Genomic DNA, 21,848 nt, shown 5'->3' with positions numbered 1-21,848 from the left:
GCAAGGGCGCGGTACCGAAAGCGCTTCATCCTGAACCGTTGGGCTGTGACAGCGCGCACGTCACAGCACCGCAGTTGCAAGCGTTCTGGAACGCCAGGCAAAAGCCAACACCATCAGCAGCCCCAGCCCCGCCATTGCTGCCCCGGCCAGGGAAATCGCCGGATAACCCAGCCCGGCATTGATCACCGCTCCGCCCAGTGCCGCACCAATCGCGTTGCCTAAGTTGAAGGCGCCGATGTTCACCGCCGAGGCCAGATTGGGCGCGTCCTTGGCCGCTTCCATGACGCGCATCTGCAGCGGCGGCACCAGGGCGAAGCTGGCGATACCCCATATCAGGATGGCAACGGCGGCCGGCAGCGGCCAACGCATCAGTACGGTGAACGCGAGCAAGACGAGAATGAGCACGCTCAGCGAAACGATCAGGGTGCGATCTATCGAGCGGTCGGCGGCCTTGCCGCCCCACATGTTGCCCAGCGTCAACCCCACACCGAACAGCACCAGCATGGCGGTGATGTAGGCGGTGGACGCGTGGGTCTCGCTGCTGAGAATCGGCGCGATGTAGGTGAAGACGGTAAACATTGCCCCCGAGCCGACGACAGTGAGGGCCAGCGCCCCCAGCACCGGGCCACGGCCCAATACCCGAATTTCGGCCAGTACACCGCCGCTTTGCGGCGCCGGCAGGTTGGGCAGGGCGAACCATAACGCGGCCATGGCCACCACACCGAGGCCGGTAATCCCCCAGAATGCGCTGCGCCAGCCGAACAGTTCGCCGAACCAGGCGGCCAGCGGCACACCGCCGATGGTCGCCAGGGTCAGGCCCATGAACATGGCCGCAACCGCTCCGGCACGTTTCTGCGGGGCAACCACGCTGGCGGCGACGATGGCGCCGACGCCAAAGAACGCGCCGTGGTTCAGTGAGGTCACCACCCTGGCGACCATGAGGCTGTAGTAATCGGTCGCCAGGGCTGACATCAGATTCCCCAGGGTGAAAATCGCCATGAGTCCGATCAGCAGATAGCGCCGTGGAATCCTGCCGGTGGTCAGGGTCATCAGCGGCGCGCCGAGCAGTACGCCCAGGGCGTAAGCACTGACCAACAGACCTGCGGCGGGAATGGAAACACCGAGATCCGCCGCGATGCCCGGCAACATGCCCATGGGGGCGAACTCGGTAACGCCGATGCCAAAGGCACCCATGGCGAGTGCGACAAGTGGTGGATTGATACGCATGGAAGGCTCCTTATCTATGCCGCCAATGCTACGATTCAGCCTTTTCAGGCGGTAGATAGCATTTTTGGCAATCACCTTTGCGTAAGGAGCACAAATGGACTTCAACGGCAGATCGGGTGAAATGGGCGTGTTCGTCAGCGTGGCGCAGGAAGGCAGCCTGTCGGCCGCCGCGCGGACATTGGGGCTGACACCCTCGGCGGTCAGTCGAATCATCGCCCGTACTGAACAGCGTCTTGGCACTCGGCTGCTGTTGCGCACCACTCGATCGCTCACCTTCACCGCCGAGGGCGAGGCATTCCTGCGCGGTGCCCGGCGCATCCTGGCCGACATGGCCGAGGTCGAAGAAGCCATCGCCGACCAGGGCGTCCCAAGGGGGCGATTGCGCGTCAGCGCCGCGCTTGGTCATGGGCGGCTGGCGATCGTGCCCTTGGTGGCGGCATTCAGCGTGCGCTACCCGAACATCGTCGTCGACCTCACCCTCGGCGACGAAGTGGTCGACATTCTCGGCGGCCAGGCCGACGTGGCGGTACGCTTTGGTTATCTGCCCGACAGCCCGCTGACCGCACGCAGGATCGGCGCCACCGGCCAGGTAGTGGTGGCATCGCCCGCGTATCTGCAGCGCCACGGCATCCCCCTGGAACCGGAGGATCTACTGCGGCACAACTGCCTACGCTTCAACTTCCGACGTGCCGAACCCAACTGGCCATTCATCCGCGACGGAAAAGCGTTTTCCCTGAAGGTCAGCGGCAACATCGAATGCAGCAGTGGCGAAGCGCTGGCCCAACTCGCGCGAGTAGGTGCCGGCATTGCGCGTATCGGCGAATTCAGCGTGAGCGAGGACCTGCAGCGTGGCGATCTGATACCGCTGCTGGAAACCTGGAACCCCGGCGACGAGGAACCGATTCATGCGGTGTTCGTGGGTGGCTCGGCAATGCCGGCGCGGGTGCGGTTGTTCGTGGACTTCCTGCTGGAACATCATCGGATGTAGGTGCTGGCGTTAGCTGATCCTTGCGGGTACTCGCGCGATGCTGTTTGCATTAAGCAAATAGTGACCAACACCCGAATCCAAACTCATTCGAGTGCTAATAGAATGTTGCGCAGCAGCTGGCGAAGTACCGAACATGAATTGTATTCGACCGCCGAGCAATAAACTTATTGGCTCGGAAGTGGTCGTTTTGGGTGAAGTGCCGGGGCCAACTGCGAAGCACTGTTTTAGCTGCGCTTAAGCGTGACTTTGTTGTCCGACTTACTCACTATCTTATAGTTGCCTCTTAACTTTTTTAACACGCTAAGGCTTCTCACCGAAACGGCCATGGATATAGCCGCCGAAGTTGCTGCAGCCCCTAGAACGCTGAGGGCTCCGCCTGACCCGGCAACCGCTGCGAAGCCAGCAACCGGTGTGGCAACACCACCCGTACCGACGGTGGCTATGACGCCATAAAAGACTATGCATATAGAACCAATGGCCACAGCCCATGCAACCGTGCCGGTAGCCTTTATCCGAATGGTTTTTTTTGCAAGATCGCCTTCAATCACGATGGTGTCTTCATTGCGGTTTACCGCGTCGGCTAGTTCTTTCTCTGTCGTTACGCTCATTGCTTGTCCTTCGTTTTTTTATTGCCGGCAACAATGAATCCGATGATCAAAAAAAGAATAATGATCGGTGGAAAAGCTACGCACAAAGCGATTGCGCCAAGTAGCAGCAGCCCGCCGATTATCACGCCTACCATTTCCCCTAAAAGTGGAAGCAATAGCTTGAACATAACGACGGCTAAAATAATTCCGGCTATTACGACAATAATCATGTGCGGCCTTATGTGGGTTGTGTTGGTTTTTAGAATATGTTCGTCGGGTCTGCACTAAAGGCCGTACCCCGGAATGATCCGGAAAGCGTCGATTGAGCATCCATGTCCGTCGCGTGAGTTTCTGATCTTCCAGTTTGAAATCCCATCGCGATCCTGCGTACTTTGCTTATCTGATACTTGGTTGGGCTTCTAAAATCCCCCTTCGCACGCTCAGGTTGTCGGCTGTCGCCCATCATTCTTTAGTTTTAAGGCATCCCTGCCAGTCATTCCCAATCCCCTCAGTGATTAATGATCTGCACTTCGCGGTACTCAAATAACAGTTTGAGGTGTCGAGGGCGAGGCACAGCCATTGAGCACGCTAGGGTTAGAGCAGCCCTTCGTTATTCAGCTTCAAGCGCGCATAGAAGAGAATCGCAACCGCGGGAATCAAGGCCGAGTAGCCGGGCTTGACTGCACTTTTCAGGTTCGTAACCGCCGCCTTGATGCGCTCGGTCGAAACCAGATGAGTGAGGGAGGGCAGTCGCGTTGCAGATGCCAGCGTTAACTCCTTGTTCTTACTGGTCAGCGTTGAGTGCGCCTTGCGATACACAGGGGCAGGTGCGCTAGGGGTCGAGAAGTAAGACGTAACGGTCAGGCTTGCCGCCAACGCATCGACCTGCTCAAAGTAAGCTTTCTCGGACATGACCTCCAAATGCTGGACAATGTCGTGTTTTGACGCGAGTACATGACCCTCACCGAAAGAAGAGTGGAAGCATTTGCTGATGAGCAACCCCTCCATCTCAATCACCCGAGCACAATCGTGCAACTCGTCTACCAAGTCGTAGTGTTCTGTCAGCATGAGCAGGATCTGTAGATACTTGAGACCGCGTCTACGCGCCAGGTTGGCCAAGCAGTGGCCGCCCAGTAGTTGGAATTCCTTGGTCAGCAGATACAGTGAATGGTCGGTCTCAAGGGTCGTCCAACTGCTGCTACGCAGGTGCTTGGCGACTTGATTGCGGATTCGATCGCTGGTCAGTTCGAGCAGGTCATAAATGAAATGGTCGGTCACGACCGGATCGGGATTCTTGATGATCAGTTGGGGCTGATTCGACGCCGGCAGGCCACTTTTGTAGCCATGGAAGCCTGATGCCCTGAGTACTTGCTCCAGACGCGGCCAATAGTCTGTATGACCGAAGGACTCCATCCGAACGTTTTTGCAGTTACCGATTGGCTGGCGACCCGCGCTGCTTTCGCCCATATTCAACCGCAGAACGTCGTCATCTTTTGAGTAAGCATTGTACAGCCTGCAGTTTGTGCGCTTGCGGATGGCTCGAGCCTCGTCTCCCGACAATTCGGCCGCTGCCGCCATCAACAACACATCGCCAATTTCAAGATCGTGATCAGTTGGCCTGTCGAGCAGATCGAGTAGCGCACTCACGACGACCCGCCCGCCGAGCGAGTGCCCGACCAGATTGACCTTCGACACGTAGGGGTGATGTTTGAGCAGGTAGCCCTCAAGTTGCGAGAGCAGTGTCTTGCCCATGGCGGTGGCGCGCTTGCGGCTGGTGTTGAAGTGGACGGCGCGATCGGCCACTGCTGCCGCGGTACCCGCGAAGATGTTCAACCGAGCCATTGCCGCCACGCTACTGCTGGATAACTTATCGAACTGGCTCCAATGACCGGAAGGCCAGAACGCAAAGATGTTGATGCACTCGTGGAGGGATGACGGGATACATTTGCTCAGCGCGCACCGGTCTTCTATATCGTGGCCGGCTGAGTAGCCGTGGATAAAGATGTTGGCGACCTCGCCGGAGCGGTGGGGCAGGGTCAAGAACTTGAAGTTGTGGCTCACGCGACGTCCTTGTAGCAAATCGTAGATGAGCGAATGGTGGCATTTGGCTATTGCTGTTGTAAACGGATGTTTAGGTACAAAGGCGCGGGGCTAGACCTCTACTCAGTAGGGCCTGAACGTGGCTTGCTGCTTATTCGTCCCGAAAACGCGGTGTTAGCAACCCATGAGGCCGACAGGCAACACCGCGCGTATCCCGCCGCCTTGAGAACGCCATTCAAGCCCGCCGCGCCATCAGCAACACCGTCGCCGCCGCAGACAACAACCCCGCGCAGCAGCGATTGAACAACCGCTTGCCCCGTGGCTCGGCGAACCAGCGGCGCATGTGCAGGCCCATATAGGCGTAGAGGCTGATGGCGATCCATTCCAGCACCAGGAACAGTGCGCCGAGCAGGGCGAACTGTGGGGTGATGGGCTGGCCGGGCACCACGAACTGCGGGAGAAAGGCGGTGAAGATCAGGATGGCTTTCGGGTTGCTGGGGCCCAGCTTGATTCTCAGCGGCTGGATGGCCGCATTCGACCCAGGCTGTGTGAAAACGTTTTAGAGCAAGTTTGACAGTGAGAATCGGAACGAAAGTCGCGTTCCTACGCAAATTGCAGGTCTGCTGACTAACCAAACGCTGGCAGATTTTACGTAGCAACGCAGACTTCAAAACGGTGCATGCGTTTTCACACAGCCTGGACCCACAGCAGCCGGTCACGCAGGGATGAATTAATGCCTTGCGGAAAGTCACAGCTCTACCGTTGTGAGATTACTCACAGTCCTGGCTGCCTCAGGCCGGCACGAAAATGTTCGAGCCCCTTTTTATAGCATCATCCAGTTCCACTCCAACCTCGCCATTTTCTGCTTCGTCAACATGAACGTTGTTTATTTGTAATCCAATTATTCTCGTCGAAGTGTAGCTTCCATTTTTCTTTGCGAGCAACTTCATTCCTTTCGTAATCCGTTGTCCTGTAAGGTTGAGAATTGCAATGGTGCCGTTTTTGAACACCTCGTCTGCGACCCCAACTTCCAGTAGTTCCGGAGGAGTAAACTCTACAAGCCCAAAAGTTAATAGCTGGTTTCTGATGCTTTCTTTCGTAAATAATCCACTGACGATATCGAAGTATGCGTTATAAAGTTGGAATGTTGTGACGAGTCCCCGCTTGTCAAGCTGAGCATCTTTTATTTGGTTCGTGGTGAAGGGGGGGTTGATGCGATTTCGAGGAGAAATGTAGCGTTGATGATTTACCACGTATAGAGCTGAAACATCAAAAGCCTGGCGTTCTTCCATTCTCCGATGCTTGATCTTGGAAATCTGTGCACACTCTTTATCCTTAGAGGTACCACCTATTCCTTTAACCTCTATTATCAATAATCCATTTCCCAACTCGACTTGTATATCCTCCTCCAGAACGTCGGCACTATGTTCGTCCATGCTTTTTACTGAGGAAAATCCAAGCCATCTAAAGTATTCCTGCACCGCATCTACTAAGGGATCTCCAGACTCAGAAAGCATGTCTCTGAGAAATTTAAACTCTTCTTTCAGGCTGGTTACAGCAGTTTCATTATCTGAAATGTCAGTTTTGTATTTTTCTTCTATAATTTTGCGTTGCTCGAGAAGCTTCAGTTCGCCAGGCAACGGGTAGCTGCCATCGTTCAACCAGGAAAATAATCCATTATAGGGGAACAGCTTAGGAAAAACCGCGGCTAAGGAGTCGAAAAACTCTTCAAGAAACTCAGCCTTATTCTTGATTTGAGGTAATACAAACAAGAAGCCCTGCCCCACAGATGTTAAATAGGCTACGACTTCGCCAGCGTCATTTACAAGTAATGGGTGAAACTCACTGCTGGCCACATATTTTCCGTTTTCCCAAGTTTTGGGGTGGGGGAAAACTACATAATATTCAGTTCCATTCAAATATTTGCCCAGTATTGAACTGAATCTAGATGAAGGTTCTGCTAATGCTATTTTTCTTCCGTGCTTATTTTTAAACTCTCCAATTCCATCGCATAATCTTAGTGTATCGCAATGCGAGTGATCGACTACAGAGTTAATATGATTGCCTATTTCCACAATATCGTATACGACGTTTTCATTCTCAGATGCGAATACGATCAGTACCGATTCCTTCTCCAGCATTTCCGAAATTTTACTGCTAAATTTTTTGGCGCCAAAAGCTTTAGAGTTGAAGACCTGCTCGGGATAAGCACTCAACAAAGCATACGTCGATTTACCACTGACATTTTTCAGGTCCGCGGTAGCTTCACTCACATCCACGTGCTTTTTAGCCGCGAGATCAATGACTGCGACGTCGTACTCGTGAAGATTCGCGGGTAATGAAGTCAATGGCACAATTAAGTTCTGCATGCCGGATCTAGACTTGGGTGCGTCGACATATGCACCCAATGTCCCAGGCGTACAATCGTACAGTCTTTTTTTCAATAGCTCGTTAACACTAGATTCCATATCGACAAGGCATACCTTGGGAGTGGGATTTAGAGCTGTTTTCGTGGGAGGGACGAGTATCTGAACAGCCTCATTCTTAGTAACCGGCTTCGCATCACTGCTGCGCATTAATTTCAATCCTGTTAAAAAATTGAACATAATTTTTCTTCTACACATCCATGCAATTCGCGCAGTTAGATAGTTTTTGACTGCGTCATAGCTTCAAGAGGTCAGAGTAATGTTATTTTGATAGCGGTTGCAACGTTGGGGCGTCGCATGACCGCCTTTGGCCGATTTCGGCCGGTAATGGGTTCGATCTTCATGATTGAATCGGATGCAGATGGCCGGTCAGGGTGAATGCAAAAAGCCGGGTCAGGCCGTGCAATTACCAACCGTTGCAGCTGTGGACTGACGTAAGAGGTAAACGGGTGGTCAAGTGGAGTACAGCTTCCCAATCGTACTTGTGCGTACGCAAAGCAGTGGATTGTGTCCGGTCTCCCTGAACGCGTACAGTCCTTGTGAAGATGCAAAGCTAGATTTAAATCAGGGAGGGCGAGTAGTGAGCGATAAGACGCAGATTGTGTTGTGTCCTAACTTGGAAGCCGATTGCTTGCCTGGCGAGGATTTGGGCATCGGTGACCTCGTGGTGATCGAGATCCCCGTCAGTGCTGGGGACTTTCTAGTGCAGGGCGATACGTACGTCACGCTTGAGTGTGATAAGGCTTCAATCGAACTGCCGTCACCGCTATCTGGCCGAGTAGTGAAGATGTTCGTAAAGATTGGTGACAAGGTCACACCCAAGTCCCCGGTTATGGAGATCGAAGTTCTAAAAAACGTCATTCGCGATGACCTCTCAGCAGGGGCGTCAGCCCAGCACGTTCAAGGCCCGAGCACAGTATTCCTGGTTCACGGGCACAACGAGGCTATCCGCGAGATGTCGGCCCGGTTGCTTGAAAAGCTGGGCCTGAAGGTCATTATTCTCAATGAGCAGGCTAGCGCTAGCGACACCGTCATTGAGAAGTTGGAACGATATGCCAATGTCCATTTCGCCGTGGTGCTCATGACGGCTGACGACGTAGGCGGTAAGAAGAATGTAGCGGACCAAACGCTGCAAGATCGTGCGAGACAGAACGTGGTCCTCGAGCTGGGTTACTTCATGGGCAAGATCAATCGCAGGCGCGTCTGCGTTCTCTATGAAAAAGGAGTGGAACTGCCTTCGGACTACTACGGAGTGGTTTATATCGAGCTAGATAATGGCGGAGCTTGGCGCTACTCGCTCGCGAAGGAACTGAAGGGGGCCGGACTTGAGGTCGATCTCAATAGGCTCTGAGCCAACCGCCCGCTCCGTTTGAGACGGTTAGCTCTATCAAAGAAGGAGTGTCACGAAAGTAAACGTCGCGCTGCCTACTGAATTGCTATTGGTTTTGTAGGCACCTCCAACTACCGCTATTGGCCGTTTTCTGCCCATTGCGAAAGGCAGAAAACGACCCAAAACTGACGGTCGGCTTGGCTCAGATTCAGATTCACATTGAGCAAGCCGGTCGCTCACCCAACCTCTCTACCAACCTTACGAGATAACCGTCGGGATCCTGGACTATGAATTCGCGCTGGCCTACTTCTACCTTGTCAGCCCGATACCAGGTGTCTTTGCATTCTCGATAGAGTGGACATCCAGCCTGATCAAGTTTTTGGATGATGGGTGCGACAGCCTCAACATCAATCTGTAGGTTGATGCCTCTTCCAAACGGCTTGGTCAACGGCGCAGTCAGCCATTGACCCGCGTCCGAATCAACCTGCTCAAGCATTACTTGAGCACCATTCAAATCAAGGTATGCAAATCCATCTTCCGGGTGTTGATAAGCTACTTTGAACCCCAGACGAGAAACCCAAAAAGCTAGGCTGCTATCCAGGTTGGTGACCATTAACTCCGGAACCAGTTTGTTACGTTCGAACATGAGATGACTTCCATTTCAAAAGGCTCGTTTTTGCGGACGGGCAGGTTCTGCACTGATGGCTTCGATGCCACGACGGGATCGTGGCGAGCGCGATGATGCACGCTCGGGTGGGAATTATCGAGTCGCGTTGAGTGGCAGCTTCTGGCCGAAAGTGGTCTATCGAGAGGATTCATATTGCCCTTCATGAGGTTTGCCCGCCGCTACCAGAAACTCCTGACGCGCCAACGCCCATGTTCCTACCTTGGCCGTAATCGATTCGTCCTGCGCCTGCGGATCGGCCCGCCACAGTTGCAACGCCAGATAGAACAGATACGCCGCACCGACGATCTTGATCGCGTAGAACAACAACTCCGACGTTTGCAGCACCACCGTCAACCCGGCGGAGGCGAGGGCGATCATGCCGGCGAAGGCGAGCAGGCGGCCGATGCCGGCGAGGCAGGCAGTGCGGTAGCCGTAGCGCGTGGCGTTGCTGACGGACAGCAGGTTGTTGGGACCGGGTGCCATGTTCAGGGCGAAGCAGGCGGGTAGGAAGAGGACGAGGGTGGTGAGGTCCATGGCGGTTCCGGGTTCTGGCGGGGAGGGTCGAGGATAAAGGGGCTTGAGGGGGGAAGACAATCCATGTCCTAAAGTTTGCCCCCTTGACGTCGATAACCGCTGTGAACCACTCAATCATGGACCGATGAAATGGTACTTACCCTCAGTTCTACCTATATCCCGCCCGCCAATACCCACCTTACGCCTGCCGACCAGATACTCGTGGCCAAGCCTCTGACGGACCTCGCGAAGGACGCCGTGGCCAGCGCCGGCCCGGCGGCTGTCTACCATCCCAGCGCAGACGCTGAACCAATGCAGTCGCTGGAGGCTATCGATACGTGGGTCGGCCGCTCCGCATCACGGGCGCTTCCTCGGATCATCGAGATCGCCAAAGGCGCGCAAAGCGTGCTGAACGCCACGTTCAAGACATTCCAGTCAACGCTGGCGGCGACTTATCCGGATTTGGCCGGCACGAAATATGGCTTTACGGTGGAGGCCGATGGCGCGTTGAAGGTGCTCAATGAAGCCGGTCAGCTCAGCAGTTCGCAGACTCAGCGGCTGACCCTGCTGCTTAATCAATCCAAGGATCTGAAAGCCGCCGCCATTACGTTCCGCGATGCATCTATCGATATGGTCGATGCTGATTCGCCGTGGTCCGGGAACTACCTGGGCCGCTACAGCCTGACCAAGGAGAACTTCGCCGCCACGATTGACCTGGTGCCATTGTTCAACAAACCAGGCTCGGTGCCTCCTCAGGAGTATGTCGACGGCTTTTTTTTCAGCCAGTTGGAGTACAAAGGCGAACTGGCCACGCGCGAGACGGAAACAGCGATGTTTGAGCGTCGCGGCGCGCAGGGGCTTGCATCGCTCTACTGATGGGGCTTGCGCGCCACTCTCAACGCACGGATGAAACCCGCGTTCGTGCGTCTTTTGCGCCTGCCTGAAGATCGAGAACGGCTACCCGAGCGGCCTCATCAGCGTCAGAAACTGTACTTCGCCGTTACCCCAAAGCTGCGCGGGTTGCCGTAGGTGTCGTTGGAGCCCCAGATCGGGCTGTTGCCGATCGCCGAGTAGTAGGTGCGGTCGAAGATGTTGTTGGCGTTCACTTGCAGGTCCAGGTGCTGGTTCACTTGGTAACCGGCCATCACGTCCGCCACCGCGTAGCTGCCTTGCTCCAGGCGATAGCTGCCGTTGGTGAGGGCGATGTCGTTGTACATGCGGCTCTGCCAGTAGACGTTGCCACCGATGCGCAGTTTTTCCAGCGGGCCCTGGAAGCGGTAGGACGTGGTGAGTTTGAACAGGCGCTCCGGTGTATCGGAGCTGAAGCGCTGGTTGTCATTGGCCGGGTCGCTGTCCTTGATGAAATGCGCGCGGGTGTAGGTGAAGCCGCCGCCGACTTGCCAGTTTTCGGTGAGGGCGCCTTGCAGTTCCAGGTCGATGCCCTGGCTGCGCACCAGGCCGGCGGCTGCGTAGCAGGTGAGCACCGGGCAACCGGCCTGGGTGGCGGCGGTGGTGGCGCGGTTTTTCTGGTCGATCTGGAACACCGCCAGGCTGGCGTTGAGCGCACCGTTGAAATATTCGCCCTTGATGCCGACTTCGTAGTTTTCGCCCACGATCGGTTCCAGCACCTTGCCCGAGAGGTCCTTGCTGCTTTGCGGGTTGAAGATGTCGGTGTAGCTGGCGTAGACCGAGTGGTGCGCGTCGAGGTCGTAGATCACCCCGGCGTAGCGCGTCAGGTTGCGGGTGACTTTGTAGTCGCCGTCCTGGCTTTGGCGGTCGTCATAGTCGTACCAGTCCAAGCGTGCGCCGAGGATCACCTTGAGCGGGTCGGCCAAGTTGAGGCGCGTGGTCAGGTAGACGCCGTCCTGGGTGGTGAGGGTGTGGGTTTTGCCGTTGCGCTGGAAGTCGGGTTTGGCGCCGTTGAGCGGGTAATTGGTGTCGTAAGGGCTGTATTCCTTGGAGGTGGCGTCGTAGATGCGTTTGCTGGTGCCGACCACCACTTCGTGGGTGCGGCCGAAGGCGTCGACCGGGCCGCTGGCGAAGGTGTCGAAGGCGTACTGTTTGTCGTCCTGATGCGACTGGTAGGCGGTGCGCGCCAGCTCGGTCTGGTAGCGCGATTGGTAACTGCCGGTGAACACGCCGTCCAGCTGCGACGCGGAGCCGGCGACGTTGAGTTTCCAGCCATTGTCGAAGCGGTGCTGGACGTCGCCGAATACAGTGTTGATCGTCAGCTCCTTGTTTTCCCAGTCGCTGCCGGGGTTGGTGGAGCGGGGCAGGTTCAGGTGATGGCCATCGGTGCCTATGGGCAGGCCGCCCCAGAAGAAGTTGGTCTGGTCTTCCTGCCGGGAGAAACCGAGGGTGGCAGTGGTGTCTTCGCTGAGGTCGGCTTCGCTGATCGCGTAGAACAGGCCGTGGTCGCTGGTTTCGTTGTCGCGGAAGCTGTTGGCGTCGCGGTACGAGCCGACGACGCGGCCGCGCAGGGTGCCGCTGTCGTTCAAGGCGCTGGAAGCATCGAGCTCCATGCGATAGTCATCCCAACTGCCGGCCGCGCCGGTGATCGACACCTGCGGCGTAGCGGTGGGGCGCTTGCGCACGAAGTTGATCGCCGCCGAAGGGTTGCCGGCGCCGGTGACCAGGCCGGTCGCGCCGCGGATCACTTCGACCCGGTCGAACATCGCCAGGTTGGGCTGCACGCTGTTGGCGTAGCCCGAGTAGGCGCTGGGCAGACCATCGAACATCATGTTGTCGATGTCGAAGCCGCGCGAGCTGTAGGTCTGCCGGCCGGGGCCGCTGGACTGGCTGAGGAACAGGCCGGGGGTGTTCTTGACCACATCGTTGACGCTGGTCATGGCCTGGTCGTCCATGCGCTGGCGGGTGATCACGGTCACGGCCTGCGGGGTTTCGCGCATGGTCAGCGGCAACTTGGTGGCTGTGGCCATAGCACCGGTGGTGTAGGACTGGGTGCCTTCGGTGGTCTCGCCGAGTGCCTGGCCGCTGATCTCGGTGGCGCCCAGTTCAAGCGGTGCCGCGGCCTTTTCGGTATCGGCCGCCAGCGTTGTCTGGGTGCCGCTGAGGCAGATGGCCAATGCCAATAGGCTGGGTGAAAAACGCGTACCGACAGGTTGTTGAACGGACATGAATCTGAGCCTCCCCCGAGCGCCATCCATGGCGAATAATAAACGTATTGATAATTATTCGCGTGAGTGTGGCAGATTGAATCCGCGCAAAAAAGACTTGGGGGAGAATTACTTAACAAATTTTTCACATCTGTCGGGGGGACAGATCACCCTCCCAGCGCGAAATCATCCGCCGCTGCGTGGGCTCGCGGGTGCCAATGGGCTGGCGCTCAAATCGACGGCACCGCGAAAAAAATCGCCGTCAGAATTCCATTCGCAGGCCCACGGTGCCTTGTCGGCCGTTGAGCATCTGGCTGTCCAGGTTGCGGTTATAGCCGACTTCGCTGTACAGGCTGACGCCCTTGGCCACTTCCAGCGTGGCGCCCAGACTCAGGCCCAGGGTGGTGGATTTCTGTTCGGTGTCGATGTCTGTCACACGGTTAAAGGTGACGGTGTTCTGCCCGGCGGCGCTGTGCCAGATATTGGCCCGCGCGTAGGGCTGCAACGGCAGGCCACGGACCTGATAGTCGCCGCGCAGGCGTATGCCCAGGCGCGTGGTGACGTTGGTGTCGGCGTTGTAGGCCACGTCGGAGATGCCATCGTTCTGACTGTCCAGTTTGGTTCGGCTCAGGATCAATTGAGCCTGCGGTTCAACCACCCAATCGGCGGTCATCTGGAACGGCCTGCCGACCTCGACGGATGCGGCGACGTTATGCCCGCGGGTTTTCATCTTCACCCCACGGTCCGATTCGTTATTGCCATCGAAACGGGTGCCCATCAGCACCAGATCGAGGTAGGCCTGGTTGGCGCCGATCAGTGTCCAGTAAACGCCCAGGCTGTCACCGCGCAAGGTGGTGTTGCCAGCGGCCTTGTCTTGCCAGCCGCCGTTGAAGCCTTTCACGTCACCTTTCAAGCGACTGTGGCCGACGAAGAAGCCGACTCGCTGCACCGCGCCGTTGGCGGTAGCGCTCGCGTACACGTCGGTACCGATCTGGAAGGCGGAGATCGAACTGTCCAGCGTCGGGCTCACCGTGCCGGCAAAGCTCTGGCGGCTGCTGTTGCCATACACACGCCCCCAACCGGCAGGAAACGCACCGGTCTGCTGTTGTTGGCGCTGATCGCCCATGCGTTCGTGATAGGTGCCGAGCATGGCCTGTACGATTTGTTGCGCGGCAGGAAACAACACCGCATAGATCGGTACTTCCGGGCGATAGATCGGGATCGGCGTGAGGCCCGGATTGGTCGGCAGTTCAGGGGTGCCCACCACCGGTTCGGGGAGCGGCGTCACCGGGCCCGGCAGCGGCGCCACCGGCACTGAAGAGCGCAGGTAGTAGTTTTCGCCCGTGCCCGCGTTGTCGCCCCCTTTGAACAGGTAGTAGTCGAAGGCGCCTGCGGAAACCCGGTTTGCCAGGGTGAACTGGGTGCCGGCGCCGCTGGCGCCGTTGATTGCGCGGACCACCTGGATGCCGTCCTGCACGGTTTCGGCCCCCGGCCCGGCGAGATTGGTCACGCTGATAGCGGTGGTGCCACTGATCTGGCCCGTGCCGATCACCAGCAAATCGCTGGGTGAGCCGTCGCTGCCCAAGACGCTTTGCAAGGCGAGTCGGCCAGCGTTGCCGTCGTAGTTCCCGTTCACCGTCAGGGTGTCGGTGGCGCTGGTACTGCCGGTGGTCATGTCGATCAGGCCGCCGTTGTTCAAGGTGACGGATTGGCCGGCGGTAAAGGGGTCGATCGAACCGCTGGTGACGGTCAATTTGCTCGAACCGTCGAGGGTCATGATGCCGCTGCCGGTTGCGCTGTCGCCCAGCACGAAGGCACCGCCCAGCTTGAGGTCCGAGCCGTTATCCAGCAGCACCTGTTCCCAGCCGGTATAGCGTGCGGGGACGTCGGTCTGGGTGTTGTCGAATGTGAGCGTGTCGTTACCCAGGCCACCATCCACCAAGGGGTTGGAGGACAGCGACGTTTCGTTGAGGTTTTTCAGCAGCGCGGTGTCGTCGTCGGCGCCCATGACGATCAAACCGTTGACCTTGCCGCCATCGTGCCAGATCAACTGGTCCTTGCCGAAACTGGCGAGGATTTGCCCGTTGACCGTGCCGCCGCTGACTTCAATCAAGTCATCGCCGCCGCTGGTGCTGATGTTGCCGCCGATGTAACTGGTGCCCGAGACGAGAATATGGTCATTGCCGAACCCGGTGACCAGATTGCCCAGGATGGTGCCGCCTTGCATGTCGAACACGTTGTTATCAAGCTTCATATCGACCCGGCCAATGGTGCCGCTTCTCATCGTGGCTTGGTCGCCATCTTCAAACGCCCCGGTGATGACCCCGCCGCTCATGTTGAAGGTGTCCAGGCCATCGCCCTGGGCCAGGGAAGCGATGGTGCCGCCGCTCATTGCAAAGCTGTCGATGCCGCCGCCTTGGCTTATTGCACCCGCCTGCCCACCGGTGATCTGTACCACATCCGCGCCTGCGCCTTGGGTGACCGAACCGGTGACGGTGCCCAGGTTCAGGCGGAAAATATTCGCGCCGTCGCCTTGGTTCAGCGCACCGTTGAGCGCCGCCGTCGGCCCGTTCACGTCCACCAGGTCGTTACCCGCACCGAAGGTGACATTGCCGTTGATGGCGCCGCTGCCGCTGATATTCAGGGTGTTGTTGCCACCGGTGTCGGTAAACCCCGGTGCCGAGGCACTGTCGCAGGTGGAGATGTCGTCGCCGGCGCTGTTGTTGATCGTGCATGCGCCATAAGAGGGGAGTGGCCACGCCGTCACGGCGATGATTGAGCTGATGCCCAGGTACAACAAAGAAGATGTTGGTGCGCGCATGACCCGTCCTCGTTCGAAGGGAACATCTCCCGGCACCTGGACAAGCAGGTGCGTTCGGACCATGGCAACAACGAACGATACGGATCAGGGAGTACCGGTTACCCGATTCTGAAAACATCGGCCAATGCAAAGGGTTGGCATGGCTTTCTCGACTGCGCCTTAAGCAGTGCAGGTTTTTTGCACCTTAGTCGCACATCAAACGGGCCGCCACTGTCAGAAATAACAGGTATAGACGAGTGAGCTTCTAGACGAACACGATCTCATAGGGCTCGCGCATCCGCTCCAGCAACACCTGGGCGAGCATCGGCGCGAGCCCGATCTCCGGGTCTCCGGCCAGTTGGCTGGCATAGGCATGGGCCGCATGCAGCTTGCGCGCCACGCTCCAGGTGTCGAGGCGCACCTTGCGCGCACGCTGCCAGGGGATCATCGAACCTTCCCGCGCCGTCCAATGCCAGGCCCAGATCGGCAGCTCATACAGACGCGCCCCGACCAGGCTGCATGCCTTGGCGCTGGCACGGCCGACGGCGTCGTGGTCGGCGTTGCCGTCGTTGCGCCAGGTGCTGAAGACCACATCGCCGGGCTGCAGATATCGGGCGATGAGTTGGCTCATGGGGTGTTCGCTGGCGGCCAGCGCGTCATCGCGAAAGCCGCCGCGAATCCACTTCAAGCTGTGCAGCGGCATGCCCAGCCGGCGCAGCGCTTCGACGCTTTCCTGGGGCCGCACCACGCTCAAGCGCCTCGCCGGCCAGACATTCGAGCCGGGGTGGCTGGCGCTGCCGTCGGTGATGGAAATCAACAGCATCGGGTGTTCGAGGGTGCTCAGCCGTTGCAGCAAACCGCCACAGGCCAACACTTCATCGCCGGGGTGGGGCGCGACGATGACCACTCGCGCACCCGCAGGCACCAGCGAGTGAGGATGAATGGCGGGGATTTGCGCCAACTGCGGGGCACTGTTCCAGATCTGCGCTGGACCGCGGCGGCTTTCGCTGAGGGAGGCGGGTTTCATGGCGGGCACGTCCTTGTCAATTGATGCTGGGTCGTAGCCCGTGGACGGGACGACGCTCTTTTTAGTCGCCGCAGGCTCCGCTGCAGCGATTGCTCGGCATTTCAATCCTGGATTGCCAGCAAGGCGTCCTCAGCATAGACAAGGATTCGCTGCTTTCACATCTTGTAACTTCGATTTTTTTTAACGGGCCCGTTTCAGGCCGCTCAACGCAGGCCCTCATGGGTGGCGACCGACGTACCGTCGCGGCTCCAGAGGTCGAGCAGGAAGTCACTGTCGTGGTGCCGCGCAACACACGGCATGGCCAGCCGTTGCTCGAGCAGCGCGTGCACTTGGGCGGCGGTTTGCGGGCAGCCGTCGATCGGCGCGCGCCAGTGACAGGCCAGCAGTTGACCGTCGTCGCTCAGCGCGGCGAGGGCGCAGTCGATCAGGCGGGTGAGGTCATCGGCGTCGAGGTAGTAACACAGCTCGCTCAGGACGATCAGGTCGAAGCGGCCGTCAGGCCACTGTGCGGGCAGGCGACTCTGCTGCACCTGGGCATGGGGAAATCCCATCAGACGTGTCTTGGCCAGGGCCACTGCTGCGGCCGCGGTATCGCAGCACGCCAGGCGGTCACAACGCGGCGCCAGTTCGACGCTCAGTTCACCATTGGCGCAGCCGGGCTCAAAAATCGCGGCGTAACGCGGGCGGGTCAACAGCGCCAAGGTCAGCGCGCGCTTGCGCCGCTCGTACCAGCGTTGACGGAAGGCCCAGGGGTCATCGTTGTCGGCGAACAGCCGATCAAAATACGGTGTCGCCACGCTCATACAAACACCACTTCAAAAGGCTGCAGCAAACGCTCGACGACATACGGTGCCAGCACCGGCGGCAAGCCGATCTGCGGATCGCCCTCCAATTGGCTGGCGAACGCGTGGATGGCATGGCGCTTGCGCGCGACGACTTGGCAACTCAGCGGGAGTTTGCGCGCGCGATGCCACGGTACCTGGCTGTCTTCCGGGGTTGCCCAGTGCCAGGTCCACACGGGCAACTCGTACAGGGTCGCGCCGACCGCCAGTGCGGCACTGGCACTGGCGCGGCCGACGGCTTCATGGTCGCAGTGGCCGTCTTCGCGCCAGGTGGTGAACACCACGTCCCTGGGTTTGAGGTGGCGCTCAATGAACGCGGCCAACTGCGCTTCGCGGGCGGCGACCTGGCTGTCGGTAAACCCGGCGCGCAGCCACTTCAACCGGTGCAGCGGCAAGCCGAGGCGGTGCAAGGCCTGGGCCGACTCCTGCGGGCGCACCACGCTGAGGCGCTCCACCGACCAGCGCCGCGAACCGGGGTGACTGGCGCTGCCATCGGTGACGGAGATCAACTGGATCGCCCGACCCAGTGCGGCCAAGCCTTGCAACAGGCCGCCGCAGCCCAGCACTTCATCGTCCGGGTGCGGTGCGATGATCACTGCGCGATGCCCTTCGGGTACCAACTGTTCGACGCTGATCGGCGCCAGTTCGGCCATGTGGGACGAGGTCTGCCACTGATGCAGCGACGTGCCCTGGCCCACGATCGGATTGGCTTTCATAACTGCCACCTCCCAGGTGGCTCGGCGGCAACCTGTTCACCGAGGGCGGCCAGGTCACGCTCGGCATGGCTTTGACGTACATACACCGGCAGGTCCGCCATCAGTTGGGCAAAGTGCGGATCTTTGCAAAAAGGCCCCGCACCGGCGGCGCGACCGACGTGGCGCATGACCTGTTCAACCGTGTCTTCGAGAGACGCGCGTACCTGTTGGGCCAGTTGCCTGGCATCGGCCAGCGGGGCGCGGTCGATCTGCCGCGCACTGGCGCGCAGCACGCAGGCGGCACTGTTCAAGGCGCTGTCGACCGCGCCGAGGTGGGCCAGGGCATGCGGTTCCGCACGCCTGTTGCACTGCTCGCGCAGCACTTCAGCCAGGCGTTGCGCCGCGCCATACCAGCACGCTGCGATACCGACGGCGCCTTGCCAGAAGCCGGGGCGGGCGAGGTAGTCGCCGGGCCTGCCGATGGCAATCCCGCTGGCCGCCTCGAACAGGACATCGACACTGCCGGTGGCCGCCATGCCTACCGCCTGCCACCCCTCATCGGTCACGCAGATGCCGGGCTGGCCCATCTCCACTGCGACCAATTGCTGGCGATCCTCCTCGTCCCAGGCCGTCAACAACCCATGGCTGACCACCGCCGCCCCCGAACACCAGGCTTTACGCCCCTGCAGCACCAGACGATGGCCGTTGCGCCGCGCCCGCACCCTGGCCGTCGGCGGTTCTGCCGCCCACATGCCCCAGAGGCTGCCCTCCGGCGGCAAGGGGCTGCGCAGCTCGGCAATGATCGCCAAGGCATCGGTGTGACCTTCGAACAACTTGCACAAGCGCAGGTCGTGTCCGGCGACCTGGGCCAAGCGGCTGAACCGTTCGAGGGTCTGGCCGCTGCCGGGGAGCGGCAGGCGGTCCAGCCCCTCGGCCTGCAGCGCCTTCAAGGCCGCGCCCAGGGCCTGCGTGTCCGCATAGCCTTGGTAGCCTTGAAGGAATCCATGCAGGCCCATGTCACACCTCTTCGTCGTGCTGCAGTTCAAACAGCAGCAGCGAGCGCCCGGTGACCGCGTACTCATGGTGGAAATCAAAGCGTTCCTGCCCGCGTATCGTCGTGTCATGGGTGTCGAGCATGCAGGTCCAGAACTGGCCTTCCGGCACGGGGGGCAGGCGGAAATTGACCAAGTCGTGATGGGCGTTGACCACCAGCAACAACGTGGCATCGCCACCCGGACGGCGAATCCCGGTCTCCTGGGCGCGGCCATCCATCAGCATGCCCAGGCAACGGCCGTGACTGTCTTCCCACTGTTCGGTGCTCATCTCGTTGCCATCCGGCGCGAGCCAGGTGACGTCCTTCACGCCGATGTCTTCGTTGTAGTCGCCCACCAGGAAGCGGCCACGGCGCAGGATCGGGTACGTCATGCGCAGTTTGATCACGCGTTTGACGAACTTGAGCAGCGCCTTGCCGTCATCGTCCAGCTCCCAGTTGACCCAGCCGATCTCGCTGTCCTGGCAGTAAGCGTTGTTGTTGCCGTGCTGGGTGCGCGCGAACTCATCCCCGGCCACCAGCATCGGCGTGCCTTGGGCGAGCAGCAGGGTGGCGAAGAAGTTGCGCATCTGGCGCAGGCGCAGGGCGTTGATTTCCGGGTCGTCGGTGGGGCCTTCGACGCCATGGTTCCAGGACAGGTTGTTGTTGCTGCCATCCTGATTGTTTTCGTCGTTGGCTTCGTTGTGCTTGTCGTTGTACGACACCAGGTCATGCAGGGTGAAACCGTCGTGGGCGGTGATGAAGTTCACTGAGCTGTAAGGCCGGCGGCCACGGTGGTTGAACATCTCGCCGGATGCGGTCATGCGCCCGGCGAAGTCCGCCAGCTGGCCGTCATCGCCTTTCCAGAAGGCGCGCACGGTGTCGCGGAAGCGGTCGTTCCATTCCACCCAGCCCGGCGGGAAGTTGCCCACCTGATAGCCGCCGGGGCCGCAGTCCCAGGGTTCGGCGATGAGTTTCAACTGGCGCAGCACCGGGTCTTGACGGCAGGCGACGAGGAAACTGTGGCGCTCGTCGAACCCGTCACGATAACGGCCGAGGATGGTCGCCAGGTCGAAGCGGAAACCGTCGACGTGCATCTCGGTGGCCCAGTAACGCAGGGAGTCGGTGACCATCTGCAGCACGCACGGGTGGCTCAGGTCGAGGATGTTGCCGGTGCCGGAATCATTGATATAGAAGCGCTTGTCGTCCGGCATCAGGCGGTAGTAGGAAGCGTTGTCGATGCCGCGCATGGACAGGGTCGGGCCGCGCTCGTTGCCTTCGGCGGTGTGGTTGTAGACCACGTCGAGAATCACTTCCAGCTTGGCTTCGTGCAGGTGCGCGACCATCTCCTTGAACTCGGCGATCTTGCCGCTGGCCAGGTAGCGCGGGTCCGGGGCGAAGAAGGCGATGCTGTTGTAGCCCCAGTAGTTGGTCATGCCTTTTTCCAGCAAATGCTGGTCGTTGACAAAGGCGTGTACCGGCAACAGTTCCACGGAAGAAATACCCAACTGGCGGATGTGCTTGAGCAGATCGTCTTCCATCAGCCCGGCGCAGGTGCCGCGCACGGCCTCGCCGACCGAGGGGTGACGCATGCTGATGCCGCGCAGGTGGGTTTCATAAATGATCGTGCGGTCCCATGGCACGCGCACCGGTTGGTCGTCGCCCCAGGTGTGCGCCGGGTCGATGACCTTGCACTTGGGCACGAAGGGCGCACTGTCGCGTTCGTCGAAACTGAGGTCGTCGTCGGGGTGGCCGATGGTGTAGCCAAACAGCGCCTCGGACCATTTGAGCTCGCCCACCAGCTGTTTGGCGTAGGGGTCGATCAGCAATTTGTGGTGGTTGAAACGGTGGCCGTTGGCCGGGTCATACGCGCCGTACACACGGTAGCCGTAAATCAGCCCGGGGTGGGCGTCGGGCAAGTAGCCGTGGAAGATTTCATCGGTGTATTCGGGGAGTTCGATACGTTCCAGCTCGACCACGCCAGCGTCGTCGAACAGGCATAACTCGACTTTGGTAGCGTTGGCCGAGAACAGGGCAAAGTTGACACCCAGGCCGTCCCAGGTCGCCCCCAGGGGGAAGGGCAAACCTTCGCGAATCCGCGATGGTTCGTGGGCCGGGGGGGCCTGTTTTTTATCGGCTTTGCTCATTGTGTTGCTCCTGCATGGGTCTTTTTTCGGGCCGAACGTAGCCCTGCTGACGAGGGGTCAGCTAATAATCGGGCAAGTGGCTGACCTCCGGCCGGGGTTGCCGGCCGGAGGTTCATGACGGCACAGGGCTTACGGCTTGGGCTTTTTTGTGGCCGCCGGCTTTTTAGCCGCCGGCGTGGCCGGTTTGCCTGCGGCCGCTGCCGGCGGCTTGGCTTTTGCTGCCGGCTTGGGCGCGGTTTTCGGTTTGGCGGCGGGTTTGGGCTTGCTGGGCGTCAGCGCTTCGGCTTCTGCCAACTTGCGGGCCATTTCCCAATGGCGCGCATCCTGACCTTGCGGCTTGCCCTCCGATTCCCAGATCTGATACGCGAATTCGCGAACACGTTTGTCTTCAGTACTCATCACAATGTTCCTCG

17 protein-coding genes and 2 pseudogenes are annotated in these 21,848 nt (G+C 59.3%); 3 read left to right on the top strand and 16 right to left on the bottom strand.

Annotated features, from left to right (window positions below; translation table 11 throughout):
* Positions 1-60: 60 nt before the first annotated feature.
* On the bottom strand, positions 61-1,227 hold the full coding sequence (locus tag JN756_RS16865; RefSeq protein ID WP_201021099.1) for an MFS transporter: 1,167 nt from the start codon (positions 1,225-1,227) through the stop codon (positions 61-63).
* 94 nt (positions 1,228-1,321) lie between these two features.
* Between JN756_RS16865 and JN756_RS16860 the strand changes: the two genes are divergently transcribed.
* The gene (locus tag JN756_RS16860) at positions 1,322-2,215 is read left to right on the top strand and encodes a LysR family transcriptional regulator (RefSeq protein ID WP_201021098.1); all 894 of its coding nucleotides are present in this window, start codon (positions 1,322-1,324) and stop codon (positions 2,213-2,215) included.
* A 224-nt stretch (positions 2,216-2,439) separates the two neighbouring features.
* Here JN756_RS16860 and JN756_RS16855 read toward each other — a convergent pair whose 3' ends face one another.
* The 5 genes and pseudogenes from JN756_RS16855 to JN756_RS16835 all read right to left on the bottom strand — a co-directional run bounded on the left by JN756_RS16855 (position 2,440) and on the right by JN756_RS16835 (position 7,418).
* The gene (locus tag JN756_RS16855; protein ID WP_017846408.1) at positions 2,440-2,823 is read right to left on the bottom strand and encodes a PM1101 family membrane protein; all 384 of its coding nucleotides are present in this window, start codon (positions 2,821-2,823) and stop codon (positions 2,440-2,442) included.
* On the bottom strand, positions 2,820-3,032 hold the full coding sequence (locus JN756_RS16850) for a hypothetical protein (RefSeq protein ID WP_108524221.1): 213 nt from the start codon (positions 3,030-3,032) through the stop codon (positions 2,820-2,822). Before JN756_RS16850 ends, JN756_RS16855 begins: the two co-directional genes overlap by 4 nt.
* A 364-nt stretch (positions 3,033-3,396) precedes the next feature.
* Entirely contained in the window at positions 3,397-4,863 is a 1,467-nt protein-coding gene (locus tag JN756_RS16845) for a DUF726 domain-containing protein (protein ID WP_201021097.1), read from the bottom strand.
* Positions 4,864-5,077: 214 nt separating this feature from the next.
* Positions 5,078-5,335, bottom strand: a pseudogene (locus JN756_RS16840) (LysE family translocator); the annotation flags it as partial.
* A 298-nt stretch (positions 5,336-5,633) separates the two neighbouring features.
* A complete protein-coding gene (locus tag JN756_RS16835) occupies positions 5,634-7,418 on the bottom strand; it encodes a hypothetical protein (protein ID WP_201021096.1) in 1,785 nt (594 codons plus the stop codon).
* Between the two features lie 430 nt (positions 7,419-7,848).
* Between JN756_RS16835 and JN756_RS16830 the strand changes: the two genes are divergently transcribed.
* Complete coding sequence (locus tag JN756_RS16830) at positions 7,849-8,619, top strand: TIR domain-containing protein (RefSeq protein ID WP_201021095.1); 771 nt, start codon at positions 7,849-7,851, stop codon at positions 8,617-8,619.
* Positions 8,620-8,812: 193 nt separating this feature from the next.
* On the opposite strand, the gene JN756_RS16825 is transcribed toward JN756_RS16830, so the two are convergent.
* Together JN756_RS16825 and JN756_RS16820 are read right to left on the bottom strand one after the other, a co-directional pair.
* The gene (locus JN756_RS16825) at positions 8,813-9,244 is read right to left on the bottom strand and encodes a bleomycin resistance protein (RefSeq protein WP_201021094.1); all 432 of its coding nucleotides are present in this window, start codon (positions 9,242-9,244) and stop codon (positions 8,813-8,815) included.
* A gap of 186 nt (positions 9,245-9,430) precedes the next feature.
* Positions 9,431-9,799, bottom strand: a pseudogene (locus tag JN756_RS16820) (LysE family translocator); the annotation flags it as partial.
* 129 nt (positions 9,800-9,928) lie between these two features.
* On the opposite strand from JN756_RS16820, the gene JN756_RS16815 reads away from it, so the two are divergent.
* Positions 9,929-10,654: a hypothetical protein gene (locus tag JN756_RS16815; RefSeq protein ID WP_201021093.1), complete on the top strand. Its 726-nt coding sequence runs from the start codon at positions 9,929-9,931 to the stop codon at positions 10,652-10,654.
* 104 nt (positions 10,655-10,758) lie between these two features.
* Here JN756_RS16815 and JN756_RS16810 read toward each other — a convergent pair whose 3' ends face one another.
* The 8 genes from JN756_RS16810 to JN756_RS16775 all read right to left on the bottom strand — a co-directional run bounded on the left by JN756_RS16810 (position 10,759) and on the right by JN756_RS16775 (position 21,834).
* Positions 10,759-12,915, bottom strand: a complete 2,157-nt coding sequence (locus JN756_RS16810) for a TonB-dependent siderophore receptor (protein ID WP_128191369.1) — start codon at positions 12,913-12,915, stop codon at positions 10,759-10,761.
* Between the two features lie 241 nt (positions 12,916-13,156).
* The gene (locus JN756_RS16805) at positions 13,157-15,715 is read right to left on the bottom strand and encodes an autotransporter family protein (RefSeq protein WP_201021092.1); all 2,559 of its coding nucleotides are present in this window, start codon (positions 15,713-15,715) and stop codon (positions 13,157-13,159) included.
* A 244-nt stretch (positions 15,716-15,959) separates the two neighbouring features.
* Positions 15,960-16,721, bottom strand: a complete 762-nt coding sequence (locus JN756_RS16800; protein ID WP_057004602.1) for a PIG-L deacetylase family protein — start codon at positions 16,719-16,721, stop codon at positions 15,960-15,962.
* Positions 16,722-16,924: 203 nt separating this feature from the next.
* Positions 16,925-17,524 (bottom strand): SAM-dependent methyltransferase, encoded by a 600-nt coding sequence (locus JN756_RS16795; protein WP_201021091.1) that lies wholly within the window; start codon positions 17,522-17,524, stop codon positions 16,925-16,927.
* Positions 17,521-18,279 (bottom strand): PIG-L deacetylase family protein, encoded by a 759-nt coding sequence (locus JN756_RS16790; RefSeq protein ID WP_017846399.1) that lies wholly within the window; start codon positions 18,277-18,279, stop codon positions 17,521-17,523. Before JN756_RS16790 ends, JN756_RS16795 begins: the two co-directional genes overlap by 4 nt.
* A complete protein-coding gene (locus JN756_RS16785) occupies positions 18,276-19,274 on the bottom strand; it encodes an acyl-CoA dehydrogenase family protein (protein WP_046486060.1) in 999 nt (332 codons plus the stop codon). The genes JN756_RS16790 and JN756_RS16785 overlap by 4 nt, the downstream gene beginning before the upstream one ends.
* Before the next feature lies 1 nt (position 19,275).
* The gene (gene glgX / locus JN756_RS16780) at positions 19,276-21,435 is read right to left on the bottom strand and encodes a glycogen debranching protein GlgX (protein ID WP_201021090.1); all 2,160 of its coding nucleotides are present in this window, start codon (positions 21,433-21,435) and stop codon (positions 19,276-19,278) included.
* A gap of 129 nt (positions 21,436-21,564) precedes the next feature.
* The gene (locus JN756_RS16775) at positions 21,565-21,834 is read right to left on the bottom strand and encodes a DUF2934 domain-containing protein (RefSeq protein WP_017846396.1); all 270 of its coding nucleotides are present in this window, start codon (positions 21,832-21,834) and stop codon (positions 21,565-21,567) included.
* Positions 21,835-21,848: the final 14 nt, after the last annotated feature.

Origin of the sequence: Pseudomonas sp. Y39-6 (genome assembly GCF_023651955.1) — a bacterium.
Taxonomy (GTDB): domain Bacteria; phylum Pseudomonadota; class Gammaproteobacteria; order Pseudomonadales; family Pseudomonadaceae; genus Aquipseudomonas; species Aquipseudomonas veronii.
Note: the sequence above shows the minus strand (reverse complement) of the source record. Positions and strands in the feature narration are given on the sequence as shown.